Annotated in this window: 19 protein-coding genes; 3 read left to right on the forward strand and 16 right to left on the reverse strand. The window is 54.8% G+C overall.

Features of this window, described 5'->3' with window-relative positions; translation table 11 throughout:
- The first annotated feature begins 56 nt into the window (after window positions 1-56).
- The gene (locus WX88_RS06320; protein WP_046243456.1) at window positions 57-2,783 is read left to right on the forward strand and encodes an MGH1-like glycoside hydrolase domain-containing protein; all 2,727 of its coding nucleotides are present in this window, start codon (window positions 57-59) and stop codon (window positions 2,781-2,783) included.
- Between the two features lie 242 nt (window positions 2,784-3,025).
- Window positions 3,026-4,456, forward strand: coding sequence for a TIGR04222 domain-containing membrane protein (locus WX88_RS06325; RefSeq protein WP_082115872.1), 1,431 nt, complete (start codon window positions 3,026-3,028; stop codon window positions 4,454-4,456).
- A gap of 101 nt (window positions 4,457-4,557) precedes the next feature.
- Here WX88_RS06325 and WX88_RS06330 read toward each other — a convergent pair whose 3' ends face one another.
- Entirely contained in the window at window positions 4,558-5,757 is a 1,200-nt protein-coding gene (locus WX88_RS06330) for a hypothetical protein (RefSeq protein ID WP_052732402.1), read from the reverse strand.
- 831 nt (window positions 5,758-6,588) lie between these two features.
- Between WX88_RS06330 and WX88_RS06335 the strand changes: the two genes are divergently transcribed.
- Window positions 6,589-6,780, forward strand: a complete 192-nt coding sequence (locus WX88_RS06335; RefSeq protein ID WP_046243459.1) for a hypothetical protein — start codon at window positions 6,589-6,591, stop codon at window positions 6,778-6,780.
- 180 nt (window positions 6,781-6,960) lie between these two features.
- Here the strand turns inward: WX88_RS06335 and WX88_RS06340 are convergent, their stop codons facing one another.
- From WX88_RS06340 to WX88_RS27270, 15 genes are all read right to left on the reverse strand, one after another.
- Complete coding sequence (locus WX88_RS06340; RefSeq protein ID WP_052732403.1) at window positions 6,961-7,503, reverse strand: 2'-5' RNA ligase family protein; 543 nt, start codon at window positions 7,501-7,503, stop codon at window positions 6,961-6,963.
- A 213-nt stretch (window positions 7,504-7,716) separates the two neighbouring features.
- The gene (locus WX88_RS06345) at window positions 7,717-9,120 is read right to left on the reverse strand and encodes a lipopolysaccharide biosynthesis protein (RefSeq protein ID WP_052732404.1); all 1,404 of its coding nucleotides are present in this window, start codon (window positions 9,118-9,120) and stop codon (window positions 7,717-7,719) included.
- A gap of 68 nt (window positions 9,121-9,188) precedes the next feature.
- The gene (locus WX88_RS06350; RefSeq protein WP_046243460.1) at window positions 9,189-10,349 is read right to left on the reverse strand and encodes a glycosyltransferase family 2 protein; all 1,161 of its coding nucleotides are present in this window, start codon (window positions 10,347-10,349) and stop codon (window positions 9,189-9,191) included.
- Window positions 10,350-10,436: 87 nt separating this feature from the next.
- Window positions 10,437-11,054, reverse strand: a complete 618-nt coding sequence (locus WX88_RS06355) for an acyltransferase (protein WP_046243461.1) — start codon at window positions 11,052-11,054, stop codon at window positions 10,437-10,439.
- Window positions 11,055-11,119: 65 nt separating this feature from the next.
- Window positions 11,120-12,331 (reverse strand): glycosyltransferase, encoded by a 1,212-nt coding sequence (locus WX88_RS06360; protein ID WP_046243462.1) that lies wholly within the window; start codon window positions 12,329-12,331, stop codon window positions 11,120-11,122.
- A 584-nt stretch (window positions 12,332-12,915) separates the two neighbouring features.
- Window positions 12,916-14,019, reverse strand: coding sequence for a glycosyltransferase family 4 protein (locus WX88_RS06365; protein WP_231590644.1), 1,104 nt, complete (start codon window positions 14,017-14,019; stop codon window positions 12,916-12,918).
- Window positions 14,020-14,549: 530 nt separating this feature from the next.
- Window positions 14,550-15,686, reverse strand: coding sequence for a glycosyltransferase (locus WX88_RS06370; RefSeq protein WP_197076692.1), 1,137 nt, complete (start codon window positions 15,684-15,686; stop codon window positions 14,550-14,552).
- A 139-nt stretch (window positions 15,687-15,825) separates the two neighbouring features.
- Window positions 15,826-16,863, reverse strand: a complete 1,038-nt coding sequence (locus WX88_RS06375) for an acyltransferase family protein (RefSeq protein WP_046243464.1) — start codon at window positions 16,861-16,863, stop codon at window positions 15,826-15,828.
- Between the two features lie 137 nt (window positions 16,864-17,000).
- Window positions 17,001-17,912 carry a glycosyltransferase family 2 protein gene (locus WX88_RS06380; RefSeq protein ID WP_046243465.1) on the reverse strand — a complete coding sequence of 304 codons (912 nt, stop codon included), beginning with the start codon at window positions 17,910-17,912 and terminating at the stop codon, window positions 17,001-17,003.
- On the reverse strand, window positions 17,905-19,320 hold the full coding sequence (locus WX88_RS06385) for an O-antigen ligase family protein (RefSeq protein WP_197076693.1): 1,416 nt from the start codon (window positions 19,318-19,320) through the stop codon (window positions 17,905-17,907). Before WX88_RS06385 ends, WX88_RS06380 begins: the two co-directional genes overlap by 8 nt.
- Before the next feature lie 71 nt (window positions 19,321-19,391).
- Entirely contained in the window at window positions 19,392-21,536 is a 2,145-nt protein-coding gene (locus WX88_RS06390) for a GumC family protein (RefSeq protein WP_046243467.1), read from the reverse strand.
- On the reverse strand, window positions 21,533-22,279 hold the full coding sequence (locus WX88_RS06395; protein WP_046243468.1) for a TolC family protein: 747 nt from the start codon (window positions 22,277-22,279) through the stop codon (window positions 21,533-21,535). Before WX88_RS06395 ends, WX88_RS06390 begins: the two co-directional genes overlap by 4 nt.
- Complete coding sequence (locus tag WX88_RS31735; RefSeq protein WP_046243469.1) at window positions 22,276-23,466, reverse strand: sugar transferase; 1,191 nt, start codon at window positions 23,464-23,466, stop codon at window positions 22,276-22,278. The genes WX88_RS06395 and WX88_RS31735 overlap by 4 nt, the downstream gene beginning before the upstream one ends.
- Window positions 23,463-23,840 (reverse strand): response regulator transcription factor, encoded by a 378-nt coding sequence (locus tag WX88_RS06405; RefSeq protein ID WP_046243565.1) that lies wholly within the window; start codon window positions 23,838-23,840, stop codon window positions 23,463-23,465. Before WX88_RS06405 ends, WX88_RS31735 begins: the two co-directional genes overlap by 4 nt.
- Before the next feature lie 631 nt (window positions 23,841-24,471).
- Window positions 24,472-26,595 carry an ATP-binding protein gene (locus WX88_RS27270; RefSeq protein WP_052732407.1) on the reverse strand — a complete coding sequence of 708 codons (2,124 nt, stop codon included), beginning with the start codon at window positions 26,593-26,595 and terminating at the stop codon, window positions 24,472-24,474.
- Window positions 26,596-26,668: the final 73 nt, after the last annotated feature.

Raw genomic sequence — 26,668 nt, forward strand, 5'->3', positions numbered from 1 at the left:
CGTAAAAAACGCCGTAAATTGCATTTCTCAGCCATAGTTAGTTGCTCTTTCTTTTGATGAACTACCGCCTTTCTACCGCCTTTCTGCTAACCCTTGGTCTGCTCGGCGCCTGCCAGATTCAGAAGCCCGCAGCCACCACTACCATTCCTGCCGTTATGACTCCCATCTGGCAATCCGACGCTTATACCATCTATCGCGACCGGGTGGTGCAGGGACCGTACGAGGCCCGCGCTCTTTCGGCCACCGAGCTGGTTTCGAACTACGTAAGCCCGGCCAATGAGTCGCAGAGCCCACAGGTCGAGTTCAAATTCAGTCTCAATGGCAAGGACAATGAGATGGCCACTGGGCTAAACCACTTGCTTATCGCCGTGCCCCGGCCAGGAGGCGCGGCCATCGAGACGCCGCCCATCGTGTTTGGCCAGCGCTATACCGATGCAACGCCCGCTTCGGCTAGCACCTTCCTAGCACCAAACACGCCCGTAAAAATCCGGCTGGATTTACGGCCAGTGCTAGCGGCCTTCCAGAAGGATGGTTTCTACACCACTTTCAAGGGCGATAAGCTGTACCAGCAGGATTTCAAGCACGTGTACGTGGCCGGCGGCGTGGCCCCGCTGAGCTGGGATTTTGACAACTTGGTGAACAAGCCCGAGTTGGAATTAAAAGACTCCGACGGCGACGGCATCTACGAAGTGACGCTAACGCTGAACCAGCCTGCTACCACCAAAGCCACCGCGGGCCGCTGGAGCAAGAGTATTAACACTGCCGATTTTCCTCAGTACAGCTCCGATTATCCCCTCGCCGACGCCCTCTATAACCTGGCTTTGGAAGAAGCCCGTGGTGCCGTGGAGCCCGATAGCACCTTCCGTACCGGCAAGCAGTGGGCCGGTGTTTGGACTCGCGATGTCAGCTATAGCATCATTCTGGCGCAGGCCACCTTGCAGCCCAAAGTGGCCATGAACAGCCTCCTGCGCAAGGTGTCGAAAGGGGGGCGTATTATTCAGGATACGGGCACTGGTGGGGCCTATCCGTGCTCTACCGACCGCATCATCTGGGCCACGGCGGCCTGGGAAGTCTACCAGGCCACCGGCGACGAAGCCTGGCTACGCAAGGTGTACCCCATTATCAAGCAAAGCCTCGCCGACGACCGTCAGAATGCCTACGATACCTCTACCGGCTTGGTGCGCGGCGAATCTTCTTTCCTTGACTGGCGCGAGCAGACCTACCCGCGCTGGATGCAGCCCGTCGACATCTATCAAAGTGAAAGCCTGGGCACTAACGCCGTACATTACCAGGCCAACCTCGTGCTGGCCCAAATGGCGGTCAAGCTTGGTGACCCTGGCGCGGCCGCCCAGCACAAGCGCCAGGCCGAGTCTATCAAATTCGCCATCAACCTCCATCTCTGGCAGGCCGATAAGGGCTACTATGGCCAATACCTCTACGGTCGTACCAACTTGGTTCTGTCGCCCAAAGCCGAAGCGTTAGGTGAGGCCCTGTGTGTGTTCTTCGGAGTGGCCGAGGGCGAGCGGGCCCAGCAGGTGGTGGCCAAAACCCCCACCACGTCTTATGGGATTCCCTGTATCTACCCCCAGATTCCCGGCATTCGGCCCTATCACAATAACGCCGTGTGGCCCTTCGTGCAGAGCTTCTGGGCCCTGGCCGCCGCCAAGGTCGGCAACGAGCAGTCGCTCACCGAAAGCATGGCGGCCATCTACCGCCCCGCCGCCCTGTTTCTCACCAACAAGGAAAATTTCGTGGCCGGCAACGGGGACTTCGCCGGCACCCGAATCAACTCCAGTAACATGCTCTGGAGCCTCTCGGGCAGCCTGAGCCTGGTGTATAAGGTGCTGTTTGGTATGCAGTACCAGAGCGACCGGCTCGTGTTCCGGCCCTTTGTGCCGCAGGCCTTCCAAGGCCAGCGCCGCCTCACGGGCTTTCCCTACCGCCGGGCCATGCTCGACATTGAGATGGAAGGTTTTGGTAATACTATCAGCACAATTACACTCGACGGCAAGCCCTTGATCGATGCCGCCATTCCGGCCCGGCTCACGGGCCGGCACGCCGTACGCATTGTCCTGAGCAACGAATCGCCTACGCCTGCTCCCGTAAACCGGGTGCGGAACCGGTTTACTCCCGAAACTCCCACCGTTGCCTACGCCAATCAGCACCTTACCTGGAATAAGCCCGAGGAAGCCGAAGAGTTCCAGGTGCTGCGCAACGGAGCGTTGGTCACCACCATCGCCGCCACCGAGTACGTGGTGCCGGCCAGCCCTTTCGCCGCCTACCAAGTTATTGCCGTGGACGATGCCGGCCGCGAGTCCTTCGCCAGCGAACCCGTAGAAACTGGTCACGACGCGCCCGTTCGGCAGGTGCAACTCGAAACTGTGGCCCCCAAAGCTGCGCTGGCCTACCGAGGTTTCACCGGTCAGGGCTTCGTTGAAATCAGCAAAACCCGGAACACGGCCCTCACCATTCCCGTCACCGTGCCCGTCGCGGGCGTCTACGCCCTGGATTTCCGCTACGCCAACGGCAATGGTCCCATCAGCACCAACAACCGCTGTGCAGTGCGCACGCTGCGCAATGGCCGCGAGCTGCTCGGTACCGTCGTGCTGCCCCAGCGTGGGGTGGAAGAATGGTCGAATTGGGGCTTCTCAAACCCCATCCTGGTCCGCTTAGAAAAAGGCACTCACCCGCTCACGCTCGCCTACGAGCCCGCGAACGAGAACATGAATGGAGAGGTGAACCAGGCAATGCTGGATTACCTACGGGTGAAGAGAGTGGAGTAATTTCCAGCAGTTGTAGCCCATTATAACGGCTATTATGTTGCTGTTTTGAAGTCATATTCCGCACATATCCGCTTATCCGGCCGGCTACCATCGTTCAACGAGTAGGGGCTGCAAACTCCCAGCAGGCTTCACTTTCAGAGTGATACTCCGAAAGAGCAGAGGGAGCGTTTGGGAAGCATGGCCTCTGCGTTGTATATATCTTGCGCTATTGTCACACAGGATTATACTTTGCGTCTGCTGCTATGAGTCTTCTCCCATCCCGCGTGGTGCCAGCCGATTTATGGGACAGGCTCGTTGCCTTAGACCTTGATGGTGGGGCCACGCTCTCATTCTCGAAGCGCCTGGCGCGCGACAACGGCTGGTCGGTAGCTTTTGCCCAGCGAGTGGTGCTTGAATACAAGCGGTTTGTGTTTCTGGCCGCCACCTGTGGCCATCCCGTCACGCCCTCCGACGAGGTGGACCAAGCCTGGCATCTGCACCTAGTGTACACCCACTCGTACTGGGATGAGCTCTGCGGGCGGGTGCTGGGCTTCCCGTTGCACCACGGTCCTACTCAGGGTGGAGTAGCTGAGGGCCATAAGTTTCAGGACTGGTACGCCCGCACCCTGCAAGCTTATACGGCGGCGTTCGGCACGGTTCCGCCGGCCGATATTTGGCCACCAGCAGCCGTACGCTTTGGTGAAGCACCCTATTTCCGGCGGGTCAACCTGCGGCGGCAGTGGCTGCTGCCCCGGCCCCGCTGGAATCTGCGCCTCGGCTGGCGCAGCTGGCTTGGGCTGGCCGGCGCGTTGGTGCTGGCCAGTTGCACCGCCCGGACGCCTCTGAATCCTCTCGACTGGTACGGCACCGAGTTTCTCTGGCTATTCTGGGGGCTGTGCTTCACGCTACTGCCGCTGGCTGCCTGGGCGCGCCGCCGTGGCCAGGGTGCCGCCGATGAGCACCAGGGCCCCCTGCCTGGTACTTACGAACTAGCCCGCCTTGTCGGTCCTGGCCAGCGCTTAGCCCATAGCGCTCTGGCTGCCCTGGTCTACACCGGCAAGGCCGAGCTGGCACCTGAGCGTCGCATTTGCCGTACTGATGCCGACCCGCCCACCGACCCCTACGAGCGCGCCGTCTGGAACCTGATTACTCCGGATGGTGGGTCCAACCTCGATAAAATCAGTGCCCAGGCTGTGGGCGCGAATATTGGGGCTTTGCAGGTACTGGATGCTTCCCTCGAAGCCAAGGGCCTGCTGCTACCGCCCGCCGAACGACAGCGCCTCGATCGGTATCCGTTCCTGACTACGCTGGCCTTAGGCCTGTTTGGTTTGGCGAAAGTAGCGGTGGGCATAGCTCGGGACCGGCCAGTGGGCTTCCTGTTGGCATCGTTGCTGGGGCTGTTTCTGATAGGGGCTTGTTTCAAGGCTACTAGCACATGGGCTACCGGCCGCGGGGGCCGCTTGCTGCGCCACCTCGTGCCCATCGTGCGACAGCAGCGGAAGACGGAGGCACTTTCCGGTGCCATTGTAGCTCTCTCTGTGGCCTTCTTCGGGGTGACTGAGTTGAATGCTCTGGGCATGAGTACAATGGCCACCTACCTATCGCCGCCTTCGCAAACTAGCGGCGACGGTAGCTCTGGCTGCGGTAGCTCTGGTTGCGGTGGTTCTGGTTGTGGAGGCTGCGGTGGCGACTGAGTACCAAGGCACTATTTAATATAAGCGTTAGGCTGAATCATACCATCCGAATAACGCTGCATGCGTAATTTCTGAGTTGGGATGGCGCTGTAAAGACGTGTTTATTTGCCTAAAGCCAAGTTCGACGGAGCTCTATCCATCGCTGTTAGAGGGTGTTTTTTGAGGTAGGCGCGGGCCTCCCGGTAGAGGTCCGATTTATGTTCAGCCTGGTTGACCACCAGTTGGAAATAATTTCGGGCTACTGGAATGTCACGGGCCGAGGCGGCAATGCGGCCCAGGTTAGCCACCGCGAATAGGTAATAGCCGCCCTCCGTTTGTCCAACCGACTCGGAGAAAACCACGCAGCGGCGGTAGTAGTCCTGTGCTGCCGTGAAGTTGCGGTATTGGTACTGCTGCATGTAGCCCAGGAAGTAGGCCGCCTGGCGCCCGCTGAATCCTTCGTAGCCCGGCATGCCTTGGTTGATTTTGGCCAGGATGTCACGGCTGGCCTTTTCGCAGTCAAAAAACTCGCCTTCTGCGAATGAGTTTTGGGCGTAGGCTCGCTCAAAGCAGCTGTTGTCGGGGAAGTCTTTGGTCAGAGTGCGTGCGGCTGTCAGCGCCGCAGCAGTGTTGCCTTCGCGGGCGCTGCCGAGGATGCGCATGCGGAAAAACCGCGCTTCCGCTGCCGTATAAAAGCCCTTCTGCGCTACTTGCTCCAGTTGAGCAAGGCCCACGGCCCGGTCGCCCTTTGGAAAAAACCACAGCACCGGGCGCAGCCAGGGGTATTCTTCAGCAATCCAAACAGAATAGTAGTTGAACAAGCCTTCACCGAACACAAATTCTGGGCTCAAGCCGTTGGCTTCCTTGCTTTTTTGCAGGTAGGCGAGCGCCCGCTTGCTGCTCAGTGTAGCCTTGCGCCAGTCGTGGCGCTCGGCATGCAGGCGAGCCTTGAACCCATAGGCTGCCGAGAGAAAGAAAGCTGCTTCGTAATTATGGCCATCGGCCTGGTACTGGGTGTCAGCCTTGGTGATGGCCGTATCCATGTAGGCGAAGAATAACTCGTCGTACTGCTGGTTATACGTATTGCTGGGCATGATTTTCCACCAGGTATTCAGCCCCAGAAGGAAGTAAGCCATAGGGTGATTGGGGTACCGCCGCCGCAAGGAGCGAAATTGCCGTTCCGCCTGATCGAATTTGAAATTGTATAAGTTGTGCACCGCGCCATCCAACTCTAGGCGAATGTCCTGGTTGAGTAGCAGCCACTCTTTCGTGTCGACCGCCCCCGGAGCTACCAATACATTATCGAGGGCTATATCTGGCATACTCCGCACAGTATCGGCCATTGGCGCGGGTGCGGGACTTGGCAGGTCCTGAGCCAGCGTGTCTCCGATTGGGAAGAGTAACAAAATTATAACCCAAGCACAGTGCAATAAACGATGAAAAAAGTAGAAAATATTCATGCTGTTTAAAAAATTTAACTTTAGTAATAAGTATCGAAATCAGATAGAAGAGATAGAACAGCTTAGTTTAAAGAAAATCGCACTCAAACCGCTATATGGGCACGCAAATCTACGCTATATTGTGAAGACCACAAATATAACATTTCCTGTCTGATTTGTCAGGTTCAGTTCTAATAGTATTGGTATGCTTGGGGCATGCCTCTACATCAAATTCTATTTCTGAGAAAACATCTGCGAACAAGCTCCCCTCTTGAACAGTTAGCTCTTCCTGCCCTCAGAACTGGGCCATCTCACGAAGTGGTAGCCGTGGAAAAGTGTGATACTTCACTAGTTTATACTCAAAACTGGGTTTCGTGCCGGAATCTTCGGATTACTGGGGCGTTTAGTCTTCTGTAGAAGTAGAGCAGCCGCTTAGACACCGCAAGCCGTAAGATTGCCTTAGAACAACCTTGCTCAAAATCTAAGCTCTATCGCCCCGAGAGCATGTAAGAGACACTAGTGGCCTATTTAGCAGACTGAATAAGGAGCGATAACCTATACTGCTAGAAATCTCAGCAGGCATCTGTATTCCAATGGAGGGGCTTATGTGGTAGTTTATTTATATGAATAATAATAGTTAAAATTGTGTTTAACGACTTTTTATTGTCAAAAACTTAGTGGAATTTTGAAATTAAACTTTCCACTAACTTCCAGATGATAGACGAACCTTCACTACTGAATACCGAACAGGGCCGCCGTCGCATACTCGATGTCATCCTGAATATTACCAAGGGCACGGCTTTAGAGCCCCAACTATACGAACAGGTACTGCTGGACCAGTTTGTGCGCGGCGAACTAACGGATGAGCACGTGTTGATTCTTCTAAGGGCCGTAAAGTTTCACTAAGAAACGGCTTATATAGACGCTTATAAGCCAAACTTAGAGCGGTATCAGAGCGGTGTATGGCTAAGCCGCAGGGCGGCGAATTTTGCAGTTCGCGTCCTCGCGCTGCTCGACTCGTTCAGCTATTGTTTGGGGACGTGAATTGCAAAGCTCACGCTAGGGTACACTAATCCCAAAGTGGCTCTAAACAGCACTTAACTCAAAGGTTGCGCGAGCCTGCCACTGGTGACCATCGTGGCGGAAAAGCGTGAAGTTGCGCACCAGGAAAGATGCCTCGTATGGCCGGGCCGCGAAGAGTTGGCGTAATGCCGGCACCTGAGCAGGTGGCAGGTCGCGGGTGGCCATGGTGAGGTGCGGGGTGAACGGGCGGCTTTCGACTGGCACCAATGATAAATGCGCAACACACCAAGCCATAAGCGCCGCCTGAAAGACTTGCAGAGCCGCGTGCTCGCTCACGTGTATGAAGAGTGTTCTATCGCCAAACCAGGCAAAGCCCTCTAAGCCGACTCTAAAGCGTGGCTGGGTTGCGGCGAAGGCGGCGAGCGCGGTGGTGCAGGCGGCTTCAAACTCGTCGGTCTGCCGCTGCGGGGGCAGGAGGGTGATATGCGGGGGCAGCCGCACGGCATTGCGGCTGCCCGTGAGCTGGTGCACTTCCTGTTTCAGAGCCCAGGTTTGTGAAAACACGGGCTCCGGGGGTAGCAGCGCTATCAAGTAGAGCGTCGTCATAAGTTACAGGGATAAATGTAGCCCCGCCTTCTACGAAAATTGGTGGTGAGAAGCCCGTGAGCGGAAAGTAGACCCGGCCCTACTACCACGGAGACGGAGTGTGAAGTATTGATCCAAAATTTTCTGTTAATCAAGTGATTATACTTCGTGAATATCGGCTCTTTAGGTACGCCCTCGCTAGGATACTAGGATGTGATAGTCAGGGTCTATTTCCTATTCTTGTATGCGGGAGTAAAAGTCCGGTTGAGTTCCTATAGCAGTGCTGGACTTGAGAGAATCCTTGCCGAAAAATACCCTAACCAAGGTCCGTAGCTCCTCAAAGCCAGTGCTCAAAATATCTTTAATGGAGAGAGGTAGGAATTTTCTGAGTTGGAAATAGCCGAAAACGAAGCCCGTGATGGCCGTCGGCAGGCTGGCTACGGCCACGCCATAAATGCTGTGGAACAGTAAAATAGCTGTCACGTCACCCACTACGTTCACCGTCAGCATCAGAAATACCTTGAACAGGTTTAGCCGGGGCTGATTCACTACATCGAGCGTGACGCCCACAAACCGGTCGATGGGATATAGAATAGCGATGGCCATGCTGATGCGCAGCAGGTTGGCTGCTTCGGTGCCCCGGTACTTGGCGCCGCCGATGAGGTATACGGGTATGTCGGCTAGGATGATAGTACCTAGAATAACCGGCACGAAAATCCATGTGAGCATGCCGGCGTGTTTGCGCAGCAAGCGGGCTACTTCGGGCAGTCGCTTCTGGTTGAAGGCCGCCGAGAGCGTGGGAATAGCCGTGGCCATGAAGCTGCGCAATGGAATATCAATAAGCTCCATGAAGCGGCTGGCCAGGTTGTACACCGCCACCGGAGCCGGGCCCAGTAGGAAGTTGATGAGAAACGTATCGGAGCTGCGGAGCAGGCTCGACCCCACGTAGCTGCCCACACTGTATTTGCCAAAGTGGGCGAGCTCCCGAATGCAGGCGCTGGTGCGGTATGCCAGGCTGCTGGGTCGTGCCCAGCCCAGCGCCAGCGTCAGCAGGCTGGTAATGGCCGAGGCCAGCAAGTAGCAGTACATCACCCTTTCTAGACTGGCGGTGCCGGTAGCCATCAGCCCAATAATGCCAAGCACAAACAGGCCCTGCGATAGCAGCCGGATGTACAGGATGCGGTCGAACCGCATTTCGGCCTGTAGCACGCACGCCGCCATAAAGTAGGGCAGCGTAGCCACTAGCACTACCCCAAACCAGCGCGTCAGGAGCATAGCCCCCCCGTCAGGGGTGTAGTTCAGTGTTATCCAGCTGCCCAGACTAAGAAGTCCTAGTGCCCCCGTAATGGCCAGGGCAATGGCCCAAGCTGACCCAATCACCTCGGTGGCCCGCTGAACCGTAGCCCCGGAACATGCCCGAATGAAGGCGGTGGTGAGAAAGCCTGCCCGGAACGAATCGGCTAGGCCGATGGTAGTATTGAAAATAACCCACATGCCAATATCCTGCACCGGTAGTGCCCGAAAAAGCAGCGAAACCGACACGATGCTCATCGCCGATACGGTCAGGTTACCAGCCAGCGAAAGAAACTGATTGCTCCTGAGGTAGGGGTACAGTTTCGTGAAAAATAGCTTTTTCATGCAGCGGGCGTGAGCATGTGAGGTAGTAGGAATGGGTAGAATATGAGTAGTTTCAGGGGTGGGCAGGGTCAGGGAGCAGTAGCCCGCTGGGCCTTATCCCAGGCTGCGGGCTGGGCGTTGCGCAAAAACCGCCCGGCTCCCCGAAAAACTGCTAGGTTCATCATCGTGAAGTAGAGCGGCACCAGCAGCGGCCCGGCGGCCTGGCCCTGCGCCGCCCGCTGCCAGCCCAGGGCGGCGGCGCCATAAAACAACACCTGCGCGGCCAGCAGCAGGGTATAAATCCCCCCGTAGCTAAGGGCCAGCACGGCGTTGAGCGGAAGCAGAAGCAGAAGTAGGGCCGGGGTCAGGCTCCATCGCAGTACCCGGTGCGAGAAGTACAGAAACGCGACCACCGGCTGGCGGAAGGGGTTGAGCAGTGGCAGCAGCCGGGCCATGGCTTGCCAGCCACCGGCGCAAATACGAACCTTGCGCTTCATCTCCTCCTTCAGTGAAAAGGACGGCGGCTCCATCGCATAGGCTTCGGGCTCGTAGATGACCTGATAGCCCGCGTCGACAATGCGCATCGACTGCACGAAGTCATCCAGAATGGTGTCGGCCTCCAAGGGCTTGAATAGGTCGGTGCGGAAGGAGACCAGCTCCCCGGCTGCGCCCATCAGGCTGTAGATGTCGGAGTCGCAGCGCTTCAGAAACGACTCATATTTCCAGTACATGCCCTCGCCGGCGCCGGAGGTGCTGCCGTCGCTGAGCACCCGCTTTTCGCCCGATACCGCTCCCACCCGCGGGTTGGCATAGTGGCGCACCATCTGGCGCACGGCCTCGCGGTTGAGCATGGTGTTGCAATCAGTGAAGATAACGTAGGGCGTGGTCACGTATCGGATGGCCCGGTTTTCGGCCATCGACTTGCCGGCCCGTTCGGGTGTGTGCAGGTGCTGCACGTCGGGGTAAGCGGCCAGCACTTGGTCCGAGTGGTCGGTCGAACCGTCGGTGATGAACATCAGGCGCAACTTCCTGGCCGGGTAATCCAGGGTCCGGCAATTGTCGACCTTGGCCGCCAGAATGTCGGCTTCGTTGTAGGCTGGAACTACCAGCGTCACCTCGGGCTCGAAAGCAGCAGACGACGGCGGCGAGGCCCGCCGAACCAGCCGGGCCCATACTCCCACTACGAGCGCATAGCCCACGTAGGTATAAAGCACCACGGCCAGCGACGACCAGAATAAGGACAATATCATAGGAGAAAAGTTAAAACATGGTGAAACAACTCATTGCAAGGCAATGAATTTGGTGCTGTAAAGTAGGGAAGGATTTTGTGAAGTGGCCTAGCGGATTCGCTCCCACTGCTCCGTTTCGGGGCGGTATTGCTTCAGCGGCCGGGCCGGATTGCCACCCACAATGGTGTAGGCAGGCACGTCTTTGGTGACGACGCTGCCGCCCGCTACCACGGCGTGCCGACCGATGCGGACGCCGGCCGTAATGACAGAATTGGCCCCAATCCAGACCTCGTCCTCAACCACGATTTCGGCCGTCGAACAGGGTTGGTCTTTGATGGGCCGTTGCACATCCACGTAGCCGTGATTGAGGCCGGAAAATACCACATTCTGGGCGATAATAACGTCGTTACCAATGCGTAAGGGGCCAATAAGCACATTGCCCAGGCCCACCAGCGTGCGGTCGCCGATGAAAACGCCGCCCATGCCATTATTAACGGTTGCGAAATCTTCAATAATGGACTCTGCCCCGAGCACGAAAGGGTTAAAGGGTACCACATCGAGGCGTGTGCGCCAGCGCACCAGCGACCGCCGTCCGCGCCGGTGCAGAAATGGATTGACCAGCCAACGGACCCAGAGCCGGGGTCGGGCCTCGCGGGGCACCAGTATTAGCCCCAAAGCCAGCTGTTTCAGCCGTGGATTGTTCTTGATTTTATCGGCTAACGCCATAAGAGAAGGTTGGTAGCTTGCGGAAAGGAAAAGGCAAGACAAATTTGGTAGGAGTACAGCTCCGACTAGCGGGTCAGCGGAGGCCGGGCCACATTGGTTAGCTGCTCGTAGAAACTAATAAACAGCTTGGCCACTTTTTCCCAGCTAAACTGCCCGGCGAATTTTATTCGCTCCTGCGTCCGTTGCGGCGTGTCTTCAGCCAGAGCCCTTTCAATTTGAGTTAAATACTCCTCCACGTTGGAGGCCAGGTAGGTATGCTCGCTGAAAACCTCTATCATGGTATTGGTCGCCGTCGCCACGACCGGCTTGCCCATGGCCAGGTACTCCAGAATCTTGAGTGGGAAATTACTACGGGTAATATCGTTGAGCACCTGAGGGTTGAGGCAAACGTCGAAATGCCGTAGGTAGGCTGGTACGTCGCGCGTGTGCTTGCGCCCCAGAAAAAACACGTTGGGGAGAGTATGTAGGGCGCTGCTGGCAAACGCCTGGTCTTCCCAGCCTAGCAGCACAAAGTTCCAGGCTGGGCGGGCGCGCGCTAGTTCCGTTAGCAGGTTCAAATCCAGACGCTCGGTAATCAGGGCACCCACATAGCCGATGCGCAGGCCGGAAATGGCGGCCAAATCGTCGGGAATGGGCGTGTCCAGGCCTTCGTCGAACTGGGCCGCATCGAAGCCGTTGCCAATATAAAAGCTGTTGGGGTTGTATTGCTGGGCGCGGGCCGTGAAGTCAAGCGAGTTACAAAAAACAGCGTCGGACTTGCGCATCAACGCCGGTTCCAGTTTTTCGCCGTGCCGCCGCCAGTAGGGCATGCCCAGCGTATAATCCCTGTCGAGGTAGAATGCTTTGCGGGGCTGCAACAGTTCTTTCAAGTAGAACCCCCGAAAAATGTCTTTGTCGTTGACTAGGACAAACTCGTCGAAATTCAACTCCTTCAGCGCCGGTTTAATGTCCTCAGCCAGCCGGTTATTATTGAGCCGGATCAGCCAGGAAAACAAAGGAGTGGAAGGAACCCAGTTGAAAGAGTCGAGCAGCCGGGTGGGATGCAGCACCCACAAGTGAGGCGCGAGCTGCTGCACCGGCGCGGCTTTGGTTTTGATAGCCTTCACGTGCGCGGCCACCACAGGGTCCTGCGGCGGAAACAGAAAGTCCTTGCGGTCAATTGGAGAATTAACGAAGAGGACGTTGTGCTTCTGTCGGGCCAACTCCCGGGCCAGACTCGTGGAAGTCGACTCCCGGTTGGTATTGATACGCTGTAGGCTGACAAAGACAAAATTCATATTCCAAAAAGCTGATGCTTATAGGGCAAGCAAAGAGAGGCTTAGAGCAGTTCTAAGTTGTACACAGGACCGCAGTCTGGTAACCTCACGTCACCCCTCCTGAGCAGGCTTCTCTCCAATAGAGAAGGGAGCCTGGTGGACTGTATATCACCTTAAGAACCGCTTTAAGTAGCAAAAGTAAGCTTAGCTGGAGGAAGCTGTTACCTGAAGGGGAGCCCGCTCACAGATTTTCTCATTTACTGGATAGCTTGGCGGTGTTCAGAGTACGTTTTTCTCGCGTTAGCAGACGCATTTATCGGACTTTTCTATAGTAGATTTGCTGGTTATAAGGCGCATAATCAAATTGTTATGCTTTGTTAGCGTTAAAGCACCTTTCGCGTTATCTGTTGGTCAAGCGACTCAACTTCCCAGGTATTATTTCAATGTTAAAGGGCTATTGCGCGGCTATCGGGCCGCTGCCCCAGCGAGCCAGGCCGCGCCGCTACCAGTTACTGTGGTTGGTGCGCCGCATGCCGAAAGTGTCGGATGGAGGCGAAAAACTGATTAGGAAAATCGGTTCGATTGAAACAGCTAATGCCCACTACTTAGCGCACGGGTTCGGCAAGGGCCATTCCGGCTACTTCCTCATACACACCACGTACTTGCCGCGCGGTTTCGCGCCAAGAGAACTTTTGCACGCGCTCAAGGCCCCGGGACACGAGTGTATTGCGCTCAACCGGGTCATTTTGTAGGCGCACAATAGCAGCGGCAATGGTTTCGGGCTGGAAAGGGTCAATTAGCAAGGCGGCTCCGCCAGCCACTTCGGGCATAGACGAGGTGTCGCTGGTAATGACCGGAGTGCCGCAAGCCATTGCCTCCAGAATGGGAATGCCAAAGCTCTCGCGCAGGGAAGGGTAGAGAAATGCCTGCGCCAGATTATAAATGAGCGGCAGTTCGGGGTTGGGCACATAGCCGCAGAGCAGAATGTCGTTTCGCAAGTCGGGAGCGTTCAACTCTTGTAATATACCCATCAGCGAACTCTCTTTATAGTCCAACATAACCAATTTGAAATTAAGCTGACCCTGCTGTTTGAGTAGGGCTAAGGCTTGTAACACGCCCCGCAGATTTTTTTTAGGGTCGGTGTTGGCCAAAAAGAACAGAAAATTATCCGGCAAGCCATAGCGTGCCTTGGCCGTGGTCAAGAGCATGTCGTCGGTGATAGGCCGAAACTGTTCGCCGACGCTGTTGTACACTACCTGCACTTGGTCGGGCGGGCCAGGTAGCCGTTGCACAATGCGGGCGCGCTCGAAGGCTGAAACAGTGAGCACGCGCTGACACTTGGGCATCACGCGGGGCACGTTCCAACGTCGGTATAGGTTGCCAGCGCGTTGGTACCAGCTGCCCCGGCGTAAATCCAATGGCTCCAAATAAATAATGTCGTGCAGCGTGAGCACCAAAGGCATGCCTGCTTGCAACGGCGCCGTGTTGCTGGTGCAGTGTAATAGTTGTACGCCCGCTCGCTGTGCTGCGCGAGGCAGCAGCACCTGCTCCCACAAGGGATAAGGGCCACCAGCTACTTCCACAATATGAAAGTTAGCGGTTTCCTGTAGTACAGCGCGGTCTTCGTCTGGCTTTACGAAAATGAAATACTCATTGGTATGGTCAATTTGCTGAAGATGCTTAATGAGCTCCAGAGCCACGATATCCATGCCGTGCTTATGGGGCCGGAAAAGACGTTGAGCTTCTATACCAATCCTCAAAGGGCGTGGGGTGTGGGGCGTTGGGCTTGAGTTCATCAGCAAAGGTTGGATAAAGGAAAAGTCATCAGCGAGTAAAGCTAAGTTCCGATTAAGGAAGGCGTGAGGGAGGGAATGACCCGCAGTAGCCCGTAGCGGGCCACTCAGCCACAGCTTTGAGTAAGGCAATTTGAGCTCTACGCTAGCCTTGACCATGGATATTTAACACGACTTCCCGTCTGTGCAGCTACTCCTGCGCGCCATTAGTCAGTCTGAACATAATCCACAAATATTGTCATTGCGCAGGCGACGCTTGCCTTCGCCGTATTGCTCAGCACCAGGCAGTTTTCAATATAGCGCATCTGTGTGAATCAGCTATGCGGATTGGCTAGTTGGGAGCGGATTGCTTCGACTTGGCCCGCAATCCGCTGCGCACTCCAATAATAAAACAAATAAGAGTAGGTAAAGCAATGATTTCCCAAGGCATGAGCGTCGATTATCTTTTAGGATTGGGAAGAACTACTTGCTGGGCGAGCCGCGTGGGGCGTGTGCATGAAAGAGGTTTTAGCCTTTCTGATTTGCAACAAGGCCAAAAGCATAGCCCCCAAGGCAACCGGCAGGTGTAGCACGGCCCGCCCCACTTGGCGGGTATACAGGTTCGCTGGCAGCGCCAGCAACAGCGCTGAGCCGGCGCCGACTAACAGCCCCAGCCAGAAGTTGGTCCCGGGGCCTATCGGCCACAGTATGGAAAGCACCACTAGCAATCCTAACACCCCCAATAGCAAAATACGAGGCAGCAACATGGACTGAACGATTTTATCGAAAAAATCCCAGTTGCCTTGGCCCAACTGCCGTAAGCCTTCACCGAAGTACTTGACAAGAAATTCCTGTTGGGTGGCCAACCAGCGGGTGCGCTGTGTGGCAAAGACTTTGGAATTAGGGATTTTTTCGTCGTATACGTAAGCTTTAGGCAGGTAGGCAATTTTGAATTTGTCTCGCAAAACTCTGAAATCAAGCTCTTTGTCCTCGCCAGGGGTGTCGCCAATATCTTGCAGCAACTGGTGTAGGTAATCGTAGTCGAACGCCATACCAGAGCCGATAAGGGCCGAAGACATACCCAGGTTAGCGTGGCCCTGGCGGAAAATATGGTTGTTGATTTCTTCGTTGCAAGCGTCGAGCACGGCGAAAGGCGAGTCGAGGTTTTTGGCAGTGCGGTGGCCCTGCACCACTCGGTAGCCGGCTGCGAAGGCCTCGTTTACCTGCGTCAGAAAGCCTGGCGCCATCACATTGTCAACGTCCAGAATCACGGCCACGTCATATGCTTGCTTGGGCAGCAAATCCAGTGCCGCGAGCAAGGCCTTTCCCTTGGTGCTTTTGGCGAAGGTGACTTCCACCACGCCGGCTCCCTGCTGACGGAGGGCCTGCACCGTAGCCGGCTGCAACCCATCGGCGATGACCTGGACGTCGGCCTGCCCGTCGTACTGATGGCGCACGGCCTCCACACCCGTCTCCTGAATCACAGCATCGGCCCGGTAGGCCGGCATGAGCACGCAGATGCGGCGTGGTAGCCCAGCCGAAGTCGCTGGCAAAGCCGGCGATTGCCGATGCCCGGCCAACGCGAAGAATAAAAGGTACAGCACATTGAATAGTAGATAGCCACCCAATAGGGAAAGCAACAACGTTGACAAAAAAACGAGCATACTCAATAGAAAAAAAGATAGAACAGCGCGGCTCAGTTCCGGCGTTGAGGGGTGGACAGGACGTGCTAAAAAGAGTCTGCTATATGCCCAGCGCCGGCCTGGCTCGCCGAAGCTTGAGGTTGAGCAGTAAATTAACAGCCTTGTCGAATACCAGTGCTATCCCGATGGCGAGGGCCAGCACTATTGGCACCTCGTACAGACTAATCCTCGTTTCCGACATTGACTTCATATAGCACGAAAAAACGAACAAATGGACGATGTAAAGCGAATAGGAGAAGGATTCTATCCACAGTACGAATCGGCTGATGAGCTGAATTTTCTGGCTAATTAGGTAGAGTATAACGCAGGCTGAGAAATAGGCGATAAACATGAAGTAATCGTTGAAGATACCTCCTTGCGCGCCGGCAAATTTGTTGATAGCAAGAGAAATACCAGCCCCAAAGACAAATAGTAGCGCGTATCGGAACAAGCCAAGCCGCAAAAGCTGAGGTAGCCATTGCTCTTTCGCCATCGCCAAACCTAGGGCAAATACCCAGAAATACTGAATAGCAGAGCTATGCCAGATGCGGTCGTCCTGCACGCCCAGCTTGAAGATCAAAACACTATAGAGTATAGATATGCCGAAGGCGAGGCTTAATAGCGGAATGGTCTTGAGGCTTTCAGATAATTTGAGCAGCAACGGCCACACGAGATAGAACTGCACAATGGTAGAAATAAACCAGAAATGCGGCCCGTAGCTGCCCATGTAGGGCTCGTAGAACATTTTGTACAGCAGCAAGTGACTTACATAAGCTTGCCAGCTTTCGGGATATATGGTGACGAAATGGTTGATGAGCACAATCAGCGTCAGGCCGATGTAGTACGGTAGTAGCACCTTCCTAAACCGCTTCAAATAGAAGTTGAACCAGCTAGTCGTCTTCGAAAAATACAGACCATAACTCGAAGCCAACAGGAAAATGTAGATGCCCGACCCACCGAGTAAATTGGCTTTGGCCAATAGCGGAGGCAACGGTGCGTATTTCAGAAAATGGTAGATGACGATGGTGAACATCGATAGTCCCCGGGCGAAGCTTATGAAGGTCTGCTTTTCGGGGGCAGGTGAATTGACTAGCCGCATAAGCGAAAGTGGATATAAGATTCTACTGGCGCAGGGTCGATTGCTGAATTACTGCTTGTTTGAAAAGATGCCATTGGCATCCGACAGTTGAAAAGCAGAACTCCGGGCCACAAACATTAAGTACCGGGCAGTAGGAGTCAGTTGGATAGGAAATGATTTACATGTATATTGTTGCCTTGCAGGTGCCACCCAACGCCGCGCCAGAGCGCGCGCAAGTGCGACCATTGGCGCCGGTAGGCGTACATCAGGCTGTTTTTGGGCAGCGCTATGGACAGGAAAAAAAGACAGCCGCTCCAAAAACGCCAGCCCTGAGAATTGCGCCGGATATAGAGCAGGCGATTGCGGTTCATATAGTAGGTCCGCAGCACCGAGCCCTGGCCTACTGATACTGACTCTTTGTGGTAAATTACCCCTTGTGACTCGTAGTAACTCAGGTATCCCATGCGCTTAATCATTTCGCACCAATCAAGCTCTTCGTAGTATAGAAAGTACAACTCGGGCATGAGGCCTGCCCGCCGGATAACCTCGGTCGGCACCATCATGGCCGCCCCGTGAATCAGGTCGGTGGAGCGGGAGTTGTCGTGCTGCCCGTTGTCGGGCTCCAGGTAACCGGTAACGTGGCCCCGGCCGGTCCAGGGGCTGATGCCATCGCAGCCAGCGTACTGAATCAGGTTGTTGGTGCCGTAAAAAATGATTTTCGGCGACACAACCCCAACGCGCGGGTCGCGCTCGAACACGTCTACCAGGGCGTCCAGCAGGTTCGGGGTTACTTCGGTGTCGTTATTTAGAAACAGGCAATAGGTGCCCTTCGCGGACCGAATGCCAAGGTTGTTACCACCCGCAAATCCCAGATTTTGGGGCGAGCGGATGAGCTGTACTTCCGGGAATCGCTCCGCGATACTACCCGGGTCTTCGGTAGGGGAGGCGTTGTCGACCACGATTACTTCGTAGTTGGGGTAAGTCAGCTCTCGCAGCGAGGCCAGCATGGCGCACGTTACTTCAGCCTGGTTGTAATTAATGGAAATGATAGAAACCAGTGGCTTATGCATGAGCAGAGGGAGCTACAGGGGTGTCTAAGTCAGGCCCCAAAAAGATAAATGCCCAGGAAATGTATACAATCATGGAGGACGGCATCTGATTGATTACCTCGTTGCCGTAGCTACTCACCAGAATGCCCACCGAGCCCGCCGTGAGGGCCAGTAGCTTCTGGCGCAGCCTGGCATCGCGCGTGTTCCAGACAATGCCACAACACCTGCCTTGGATGTAGAACATCATCCCAATCCAGATAAGGAAGCCAACAATGCCATACTCGGCCCATACTTTTACATAGTAGCTATCGGGGGCAATCGAGGCCAGAAACTTGTCATTGTTATACTTGACTCCCCACATACCGATGGTGCCCACGCCGCCGCCAAAAGGCCGGCTGGCCAAGTACTGGCGCAGCGTAGCCTGGTTCTTGAGTCGCAGCTGGAAGGAAGCATCCTGTGGGTTGATGGAGGTTCGGAGCCGTACAATGTTGGCGTTGCCGTTGCCGATGGTGGTATACTTCAAAACGCCCAGCGCGCCCAGAGCAATCACTGATCCTAAGAGTAATATTTTAGTCTGCTTGCTGAGTATCAGGTAGGTGAATACCCCCGCTAGTAGTACGAACATGGCGCCCCGCGTGCCCGAAATAAGCATGCCGTAGAAGAGTAGCAGTGCGGCCGCGGCAAACAATAGTCTTTTCCACCAGACAAACGGCCCCAAGGCTAAAATCAAGCAAATCACCCCGACGTGCGCCTGGGATGCTCCAAACTGAGCCGCTTCGCTGAAAAAGGAGAATATCCGCAGCTTGCCCCAGATAATATGGGTAGTGTAAGCACCTTGGTTGAGCCATTGCTGCTCCATGAAGTCTACCCCAAATACGTCTTGCTTAATGCCATAGAGCGTGCCCAATACCGAAAATAGGATAATCAGACATAGAAAAAGACGTAAGTCACGTGCTCTGTAAAACACCAGGAAAGTCAGCGGAGCCGTCAGAAGAAGAAAGAGCGTGGTGCCTCGCATTTCATAAAACCACCCCACCGGGCTGGCCCCAGCCGGATTGAGCAGTTCGAGAACATTGATGCCAAACCACGCCAACGCCAGCAGGCACAAGCTATTTTGCAGGCGGCCCCAACTAAATTCGCCTGACTGGTGGAATGCTGCCGATATCCAGGTAAGGAGCAGCAGGGCCTCCATCCCCAGCCCGAAGGGAATGCCGGGAATGTGCCGCACCATCGTCATAATAAGGAAGCAATAGACAATGTAGGCTACAAAGCCTGCGCGCGGGTTGCTGAATACCAGCACCAGAAAAAAGCCTAATAGGGGAGTTGCTACCAGCAAAGCCGGCACCACTAGGCCTGCCATGCTGACCAGCCAGCCAACTACCAAGGCGCCGACTACCGCTGCCAGCAACAGCCAGCGCGAACTAAGCATGGTTTGGGAAAGGGGCGGCGAAAATTTCATGAGAAAGGCAACGCTGCGCAGAAGAAGATGAACAGCAGCAGTTAGCTGAGCGCCTCTTCGCTATAATATGGGGCCACACCTGCTAACACAACTTCAATCGGGGCCGGCGTAGCAGTCTTGAGTTGTTCGAGGGCTTGGCGGTCGGTGAGGTGCCAGGGGCGAGTAGCCGGTACAGTAAGGAAAATCAAACTCAGCTGCTGCAATACGCCAACAGGCAGCGCTTCTTCGCGGAGGGCTGGGAACTCAATCAGCACGATTCGTGGGCTGGCGTCGGAGGGGTTGTTTTTCGCCGTTTGCTTGGGAGCCGCTTGCCGGATCAGCTCATCGAGCTGCCATCCATGAACTGCGGCCGTTTCGGGCGCATAAAACAAGGCCGGGGCAGCGTTGGGTTTTTCGATTTGATTGCTGTTTGGGTACAGCGTCAGGGTCTGAATGCCCATCTCCTGACAGCGCTGAGTCAGGGCTTGGCAGAGTGTGGTTTTGCCTTCCTGATGCTGCACGCTGAATACGCCTAGCACAAAAGGCGAGGCGGCCGGAGGGGTGTTGGCTTTGAGTAGCACGTGCCGCACTAGCCGGTCTATCTGGCGCTGCTGCGAAGTCTGGAACTGCTCGGTAGGCGCGGTATTTGTATCGAGCATCATTCCGGCCACTGGCAACCCAATCTGACGAGCAGCTATCTGCGGCTTCTTCAAGGATTTATCCAGCAAACCCATAGTTAGTACCGAGCCCAGCATAAAGACGAAACCGCTCACGAAGCTCAGTAACACCAGCATCAGCACCTTGCTGGTTCGGGGCTTCAAGGGCAGGTTTGGCGGGTCAATAATTTTAAGATTGGCGCTAATCTGCGTATTCTGTTCAGATGCTTTGCTGGTATTCAGGCTGCTAAGTATATCAAGATAAGCTTTCTCGGCCAAGGCAATTTCGCGTTCAATGCGCTTAAGCGTAGCCCCAAGCGGCGCCATGCGTCCATACTCGCGCTCAAACTCGGCCTCACGCTTCCTCATCACATCCAGCTTGGCCCTGTTCGATTCTACCAGTACCATATCTTGCACCCAGGCGGTGAGCAGGTCTTGACTGGGAACCCCCTCGGGGGAGGTGCTGTGGGCAAAGTAGATATCGACGTTATTTTGAATGGCCCGCGCAGCTTTGTCAGCTTCAGCCTGGAGTTGCTGCAACTGCCGGGGTTTAGCGCCCGTGCCGGCTTCTTGCTGCTGGTTGAAGAGCTGTTCGTCAGCAATAGCAGCGTTGAGACGGCTGAGCTTCTGCCGCTGCTCCACAATCTGACGGCTGTTAAGTAGCGCCACCTCTTGCCCACCAAGTCGCTTGTTGATGGCCTTCAGCGCGGCTAACGAACCGGCATATTCTTGGCTCACTTGGTTGAGGGCCGTGGCCAAGGCTTCTTTCTCAGCGGCGATGTTGCTCACCTGTGCTTCGTAGTCAACAATGTTATTGTCGCGGTTGAAGGCCAGATTCTCACTCTCGGCCTTCTCCAGCCGGGCCTTGGCTCGCTTTAGTTCTGCTTCATAATACTGAATGACCGACGTGGTTTGCCGTTCGCGCAAGCCTTTCGATTGGCCCAGAAAAGTCTGGGTCACCAACTCCAGCGTATAGCGGCAGATTTCTGGGTTGTAGCTCTCATAATCCAGCCGAAGCAGGTCGCTTAGCCCGACACGCGTGGCCCTTAGGTTGGAGAGCGCTGATAGGGAATACGTTGGGTTGTAAGAGTTTAGCAGTTCGTAAACAGCATTAGAATTATTAGCCTGTGCGTAGTGCCGCACCAATTGCTGAGTGGCTAATAAAGAGGGACCCGTAAGTTGCCGGCGTACGTCGGCCGGCAACCCTTCCCGCAGGTCCTCGTAAGGAAGGGTATTGAGCAGGGCCGGCTGCTGGTTGGTTTGCCACAAGTGGGTAGCCAGCAACTGATAAATCACTTCTTCCTTCGTAGAGCGCGCCGTCGCCAGATTAATCAGGTTGTCAAATGCATTATTGGTTGCGTTGAGATCTGCCTCCACGTTACCAGTCAGGGAATAGCCTGATGCAATACCAGTATAAATGGTGGTGTCGGAACCGTAAGACTTAGGAAGGTGGCGAGCGAAAAAATAAGTGGAAACACCGAGCACTACGGGTACTAATACCAGCAGCAGCCATTTTCGCGCCAGCAGCCGGAGTACGTCAGATAAGCTCATTGGCGGGTAGTCATTAAAGATGAAATTTTGGTGCCCACAACTTCTTCCAGCAGCATGAACGCCGTGTCGTATTGGTTGCGGGCCGTTACCTCGGCTATGGTCGCATCAGTATACTGCCCGTTAGCCTCCGAAAAGGCCGTTAACGACAGTTGCCCTTGACGAAATTGTCTTTCCGCCAGCTTGTAGTTGGTTTGCGAAGCTACCGATGCTTCCTGTCGCAGTGTTAGCAACTTTTTAGCCAGCAACACGTTCTGGTAAAGAGGAATCAGTTGTTGGCGCACCACGTTTTCACGCTCCTGTCGAAAGGACTCGTTGCGCTCATAAAACAGTTCCTGCTTCTTAATGAGGTGGTTCCGATTAACAATTCGGTCGAGGGGGAGGGAAAGGCTTACACCGGTAGAGTAACGAACGGAGTTGACTGTTGCAAACTGACCCGGACTGTCCGGGTCTGGTACGGCACCGCCTGCAAGGTTGCCATAGTTAAAAGTGCCAGCCAAAGCAAGGCTCCCGAGAATGCTTTTTTTTGCGATTTTAAGGTCTTGCTGACTGATAGCTTTTTCTGTTTCCATCCCCTTCAGTTGCGCCGAGTGTTGGACGGCAGCAGCAGTGAGGAGTGGTAGAGCGGTAGCTGGAGAGTCGAAAAAAATAGTTTGCCAGCTACTGTTAGGTGTGGGTTGGGCCTGGGCCTGGGCAAGCGATGTATGCAATACCAGTACCAGGCCACCCAAGAGCTTTCTAATCATACATTTTCTTTCTGAAACAACGCAGGAATGGTCTTTAATATGATTTTTAAATCCGTCCTGATGGAGTAGTTTCGCGCGTACTCGTTGTCGAGTGCTTTGCGTTCTTCTTCCGACATATTACCGCCTTTACCTCGCCGGCTAACTTGCCATAGCCCCGTGAGGCCTGCAGGCGCAATGAAGCGCTGCGAATGCTTGTCGGTGAGCAGTTTCTCAGCCTCGTATAGTGGTAGGGGCCGATTGCCTACCAGCGACATATCGCCCCGCAGTACGTTGTAGAGTTGTGGCAATTCATCAATGCTGGTGTTGCGCAAAAACCGTCCAACGCGGGTCACCCGCGGGTCGTTCACAATCTTCAGGAAAGCTGGCGCTTCCGCAGCTTTCTGTTGCGAGCGGTATAGCTCTTCGCATATCAGTTGCCCACGCTGGTCCACCAATTGCGTCTGGCAAGTGGTTCCATTCGCTGCGCAAACCGGGCATACGCCCGATGAAACGCTGGTCTCGTTCAGCACCGCTGCTTCCGCGGGCTGATATTGATTTAGGTTTTTCATAGAAGCCAACATTTTGTCGGCATTCGTACGCATCGAGCGTAGCTTCCAGAACTTGAACACCCGGTAGCCGGCACCCACCCGGTACGAGTAATAGAAAATAGGTCCCCGCGATTCGAGCTTGATGAGAACCGCTAATACCAAAAACAAGGGCGAAAGCAGCACCAGGGCCGTACCCGCGCACAGTATGTCTACAATGCGCTTGCCCACTGGCATGCGCAGGGCGTAGGGGCTGGTCGAATCTATCGGCTCTTGCCGGGTACGCGCCAAGAAGTACAGCCGCGTAAGCAGATGCCCATGGTCGGTAGCGCGTGAAAAAAGCTCACTGCCCCGAGTTTCCAGCAGTACAGCCCGGAGCGAAGGCGAGGGGGCCTTCTTTAAGAGCCAAAAGATAGGCTGCTCAATGTGCCGCTCGTGCTTAAGTACTCGCATGAGGCTGAGGCCCAATACTGAAGCCGGGTCAGCAGCATTGACTACCGCCGCAAACCCCGCCGGCGTCTGGGAGCAGAGCGTTAGCACTTGGGTTGGTGTCGTGGCAACCTTAACTTCCAGTTCCCGTGCAAATTCTTGCGCGAAGCGCTGACCGTCGTACGCATCGGCGCCGATATACAGAACTGCTATTTTATTGTTGGCCGAGTTCATACTCTTATTCGGTTAAGCATGTTATTAATGCGCAAACTCAGCTCTTCAGGATTAAAGGGTTTGACTAAGTAGTCGTCAGCGCCAAGTTTCAAGCACTCAATTTTGGTGCTCGTCGTGTCTTTGCCCGACAGGATAATCAGGCTCACGTCGCGGTGCAGGCTGCTGGCCCGTACCTGTTTGATAAAATCAGGCCCATCCATCACGGGCATGTCATAATCTGCCACGATGGCGTCAGGGGTATTGCCCTGCTCTAGCCACTCCATTGCTTCGAGGCCGTTAGACTTTAGTACTACCTGAAAGTCCGTGCTGAAATAATGCTCTAGAATCAAGCGAATCGACGGCTCGTCATCGATTACAAGTAGGGTTTTTTTCATAGTTGGTAACATATGCTAGTATGATTTTAGTAGTGCAAAGATTTCGGTATAGCCAGGTTTATTTTCATGAGTAGAGCGAGTAAATATCAGCAAACATACTCCTAAACCCCTGCCTAAGTTAGTTTGGCTTGGGTGTATATCAGCTTTTCGGAATTCAATACCCTATCCTTTTGATTTTATAACCAATTGTAAATCAACAATTAAAAATTACGAATTAAATTTTGAATACGGCTGCAACTTTTTTTAAATCAGGTTATTACATGGAACTTTTCGTATTGATTTTAATAATTAAGTTGTACTTATTAACTTAACATACCTTATTATTAGCGCGAGACTTAAACTGCTTTTATGGTAGTCGGGTTTTCCATCCGGAGTGTGCCAGCCCGTTGAATTTGTCAGATTGCATTTGTATAAATTCAAGAAGATTGACAGAGTCATCTGATATGATTGTCGGCTTCTTAACGTGCTGTAGTACCCCATTAGCGGCCCTAGTAAGATGCTCTGTCAAAGGCCTGCTATAGCTGGGTGTTAATCCCATATGGAGGTCGTACGCAGTAGGGCAAAGAGGTTGCTACTACTGGTTGAAAGCTTGATATCGGTGGTTAGAGCCGCATGCAGGCATCTTTTCTATCTATTGATTGACAGATGCCTTTTCGCTCATTAAAACTTGGTTAGTTACCGATGATACGGGCATTTGGGCCAGTTCCTCTAAAAAGAGGGCGGTAAACAACTGCGTGGCTTTTGCAACCCCGCCTACTAATTGTTGCAGCTCCGAGTGAGGAACCTGTAGTTCGGCTAGCTCTTCCACTCGCCGCAGATACTCAGTCTCGGGTTGGATGTTTAGGCTCCCGAAGGTCGACTTCAGACGATGTGCTTCTTGCACAACCACCGTCCAGTTAGCGTCCTCGACGGCTTCTTGCAGGGTCTTCACCTGGCTTGGTACCGTGGTCACGAACAGCTCCAGCATTTTGCGGATGAATCCTGGGTCGTCGGCAAGCTTGCCTAGCATCGAAAAGTCGTAGTGCAGTCCCAGGTCCAGCGTCTTGACGGGTATCTCCACGGCGGTGGGTGCTGAGACGGCCTCCGTACGCTGGCTTACGTGCGCAATAATTTTATAGAGCGACAGCTCGGTGTAGGGCTTGGTGAGAAAATTCGTGAATCCCATGCCCTTGTATGTGTTAGCATTGACCCGGATGGCATCGGCCGTGAGGGCAATAATGGGCGTATCCTGGTTGATGCCGGCCTGCGTTCGCAAACGAGCAGTAGCTTCAATACCATTAAGTTGTGGCATCTGAATGTCCATCAGGATAAGGTCATACTTGGTGCAAGCGGCTTTGGCCAAGGCTTCTTCACCGTTCTGAGCCATGTCTACTTTTACGTGCCACTGCCCAAGCATGGACACGGCAATCAGCCGGTTGACGGCATTGTCTTCGGCTAGTAACAGAGAAAGCCCTCGCAGCAGGTCAGGTTGCGGAATAACGGTCGTCTCCTTCCGCAGCGGGTCCTGGCTGACGAGGTACGGAATGGTAAAATAGAAGATGCTGCCCTGGCCAGGCTCGCTGTGCACTCCAATCTGACCGCCTTGCAGTTCCACCAGATTCTTGGAAATGGTGAGTCCTAGGCCCGTGCCACCGTACAAGCGTGCGGTGCTGCTGTCGGCCTGCCGAAAGCTGGTGAAAACCTGGTCGAGATTATTCGGGTCGATGCCGATACCAGTATCGGCCACGCTGAACGTGACCGGAAGGTTCATGCCCACCCGCTTGCTAGCGTCGATGGTGACTGTGATGGCGCCCTGTTCCGTGAATTTAATGGCGTTGCCAATAAGGTTGACCAAGACTTGGCGTAGACGATGAGGGTCGCCTTGGGCTAGGGGAAGGTACTCTTTCAGCCCCACAAGGCGCAGCACCAAGCCTTTTTCGTCTGCCTGCACGGCAAATGAGCGAACGACGTCCTGCACGGTCTTGAGGATGTCAAACGTGATGGTTTCGAAGCTGAACTTGCCCGACTCAATTTTGGCAAAGTCCAGAATGTCGTTGATGATAACTAGCAAGCTTTCAGTGGTAGACTGAATCATCTCCACGTAGTCGGCCTGTTCACCCACCAGCGGCCCTTTCTTCAGCAGGTCCGCAAGCCCCATCACTCCGTGCAGCGGCGTGCGGATTTCGTGGCTCATGTTGGCCATGAAAAAATGCTTGGCCTGCACCGACTCCTCGGCCACTCGCTGGGCCCGCTTCAGGTCGGTGATGTCGGAAGAGAAGGTGAGCAGGTAGCGGGAGCCGTCAGCTCGCAGCAGGGGGCTTTTGGTGGTGTAGTACCATACCGTTTGGCCATCCTCAAGGTGGTAGCACTCCTCAAACGCGGTAACCGTATCGAGCGCCTGCCCGCCTTGGGGCGCCCGCGTCGGGGGCTCGGCTTCGGGGCGTTGCGCGGGGGGAGCCTGCTGGCTCAAAAGCCGAACGTAGCTTCTGTTGGCCAGGATGCACCGCCCGTCCGCGTCTTCTACATAAACGAGGTTGGGGCTGTTATCGATAACCTGGCGTACCAAGTCTTGCTGGTCTTCTAGCAGTTGCTGAGTTTGCTTGAGCTGGCTGACCACCTGTGCCAGGTCGTGTGCCACCACGGGTGATGGTGCCGGGGCCTTGGCCACATCGGTAGCAATGGCTTCCAGCTGTGCTCGCAGCCGGATAACCTCTGCTTCGGCGGCCTCCCGAAGGCTGCGCTCGGTAGCTAATGATGCGGGAAGCTCAATGCTCATAACTATCTGTAAGGTAGAGAAAGCGAAGTATATATAGCGGACTGCCTGGTGATGGGGCGGATGGGAAAAGCGC

Source organism: Hymenobacter terrenus, from assembly GCF_000972495.1.
Lineage (GTDB): Bacteria > Bacteroidota > Bacteroidia > Cytophagales > Hymenobacteraceae > Hymenobacter > Hymenobacter terrenus.

Bases quoted from the DNA above. Each gene is read 5' to 3' on its own strand.
- WX88_RS06320 (WP_046243456.1), top strand. From the start codon at position 57: ATGAACTACCGCCTTTCTACCGCCTTTCTGCTAACCCTTGGTCTGCTC.
- WX88_RS06325 (WP_082115872.1), top strand. From the start codon at position 3,026: ATGAGTCTTCTCCCATCCCGCGTGGTGCCAGCCGATTTATGGGACAGG.
- WX88_RS06330 (WP_052732402.1), bottom strand. From the start codon at position 5,757: ATGCCAGATATAGCCCTCGATAATGTATTGGTAGCTCCGGGGGCGGTC.
- WX88_RS06335 (WP_046243459.1), top strand. From the start codon at position 6,589: ATGATAGACGAACCTTCACTACTGAATACCGAACAGGGCCGCCGTCGC.
- WX88_RS06340 (WP_052732403.1), bottom strand. From the start codon at position 7,503: ATGACGACGCTCTACTTGATAGCGCTGCTACCCCCGGAGCCCGTGTTT.
- WX88_RS06345 (WP_052732404.1), bottom strand. From the start codon at position 9,120: ATGAAAAAGCTATTTTTCACGAAACTGTACCCCTACCTCAGGAGCAAT.
- WX88_RS06350 (WP_046243460.1), bottom strand. From the start codon at position 10,349: ATGATATTGTCCTTATTCTGGTCGTCGCTGGCCGTGGTGCTTTATACC.
- WX88_RS06355 (WP_046243461.1), bottom strand. From the start codon at position 11,054: ATGGCGTTAGCCGATAAAATCAAGAACAATCCACGGCTGAAACAGCTG.
- WX88_RS06360 (WP_046243462.1), bottom strand. From the start codon at position 12,331: ATGAATTTTGTCTTTGTCAGCCTACAGCGTATCAATACCAACCGGGAG.
- WX88_RS06365 (WP_231590644.1), bottom strand. From the start codon at position 14,019: ATGGATATCGTGGCTCTGGAGCTCATTAAGCATCTTCAGCAAATTGAC.
- WX88_RS06375 (WP_046243464.1), bottom strand. From the start codon at position 16,863: ATGCGGCTAGTCAATTCACCTGCCCCCGAAAAGCAGACCTTCATAAGC.
- WX88_RS06380 (WP_046243465.1), bottom strand. From the start codon at position 17,912: ATGCATAAGCCACTGGTTTCTATCATTTCCATTAATTACAACCAGGCT.
- WX88_RS06385 (WP_197076693.1), bottom strand. From the start codon at position 19,320: ATGCTTAGTTCGCGCTGGCTGTTGCTGGCAGCGGTAGTCGGCGCCTTG.
- WX88_RS06390 (WP_046243467.1), bottom strand. From the start codon at position 21,536: ATGAGCTTATCTGACGTACTCCGGCTGCTGGCGCGAAAATGGCTGCTG.
- WX88_RS06395 (WP_046243468.1), bottom strand. From the start codon at position 22,279: ATGATTAGAAAGCTCTTGGGTGGCCTGGTACTGGTATTGCATACATCG.
- WX88_RS31735 (WP_046243469.1), bottom strand. From the start codon at position 23,466: ATGAACTCGGCCAACAATAAAATAGCAGTTCTGTATATCGGCGCCGAT.
- WX88_RS06405 (WP_046243565.1), bottom strand. From the start codon at position 23,840: ATGAAAAAAACCCTACTTGTAATCGATGACGAGCCGTCGATTCGCTTG.
- WX88_RS27270 (WP_052732407.1), bottom strand. From the start codon at position 26,595: ATGAGCATTGAGCTTCCCGCATCATTAGCTACCGAGCGCAGCCTTCGG.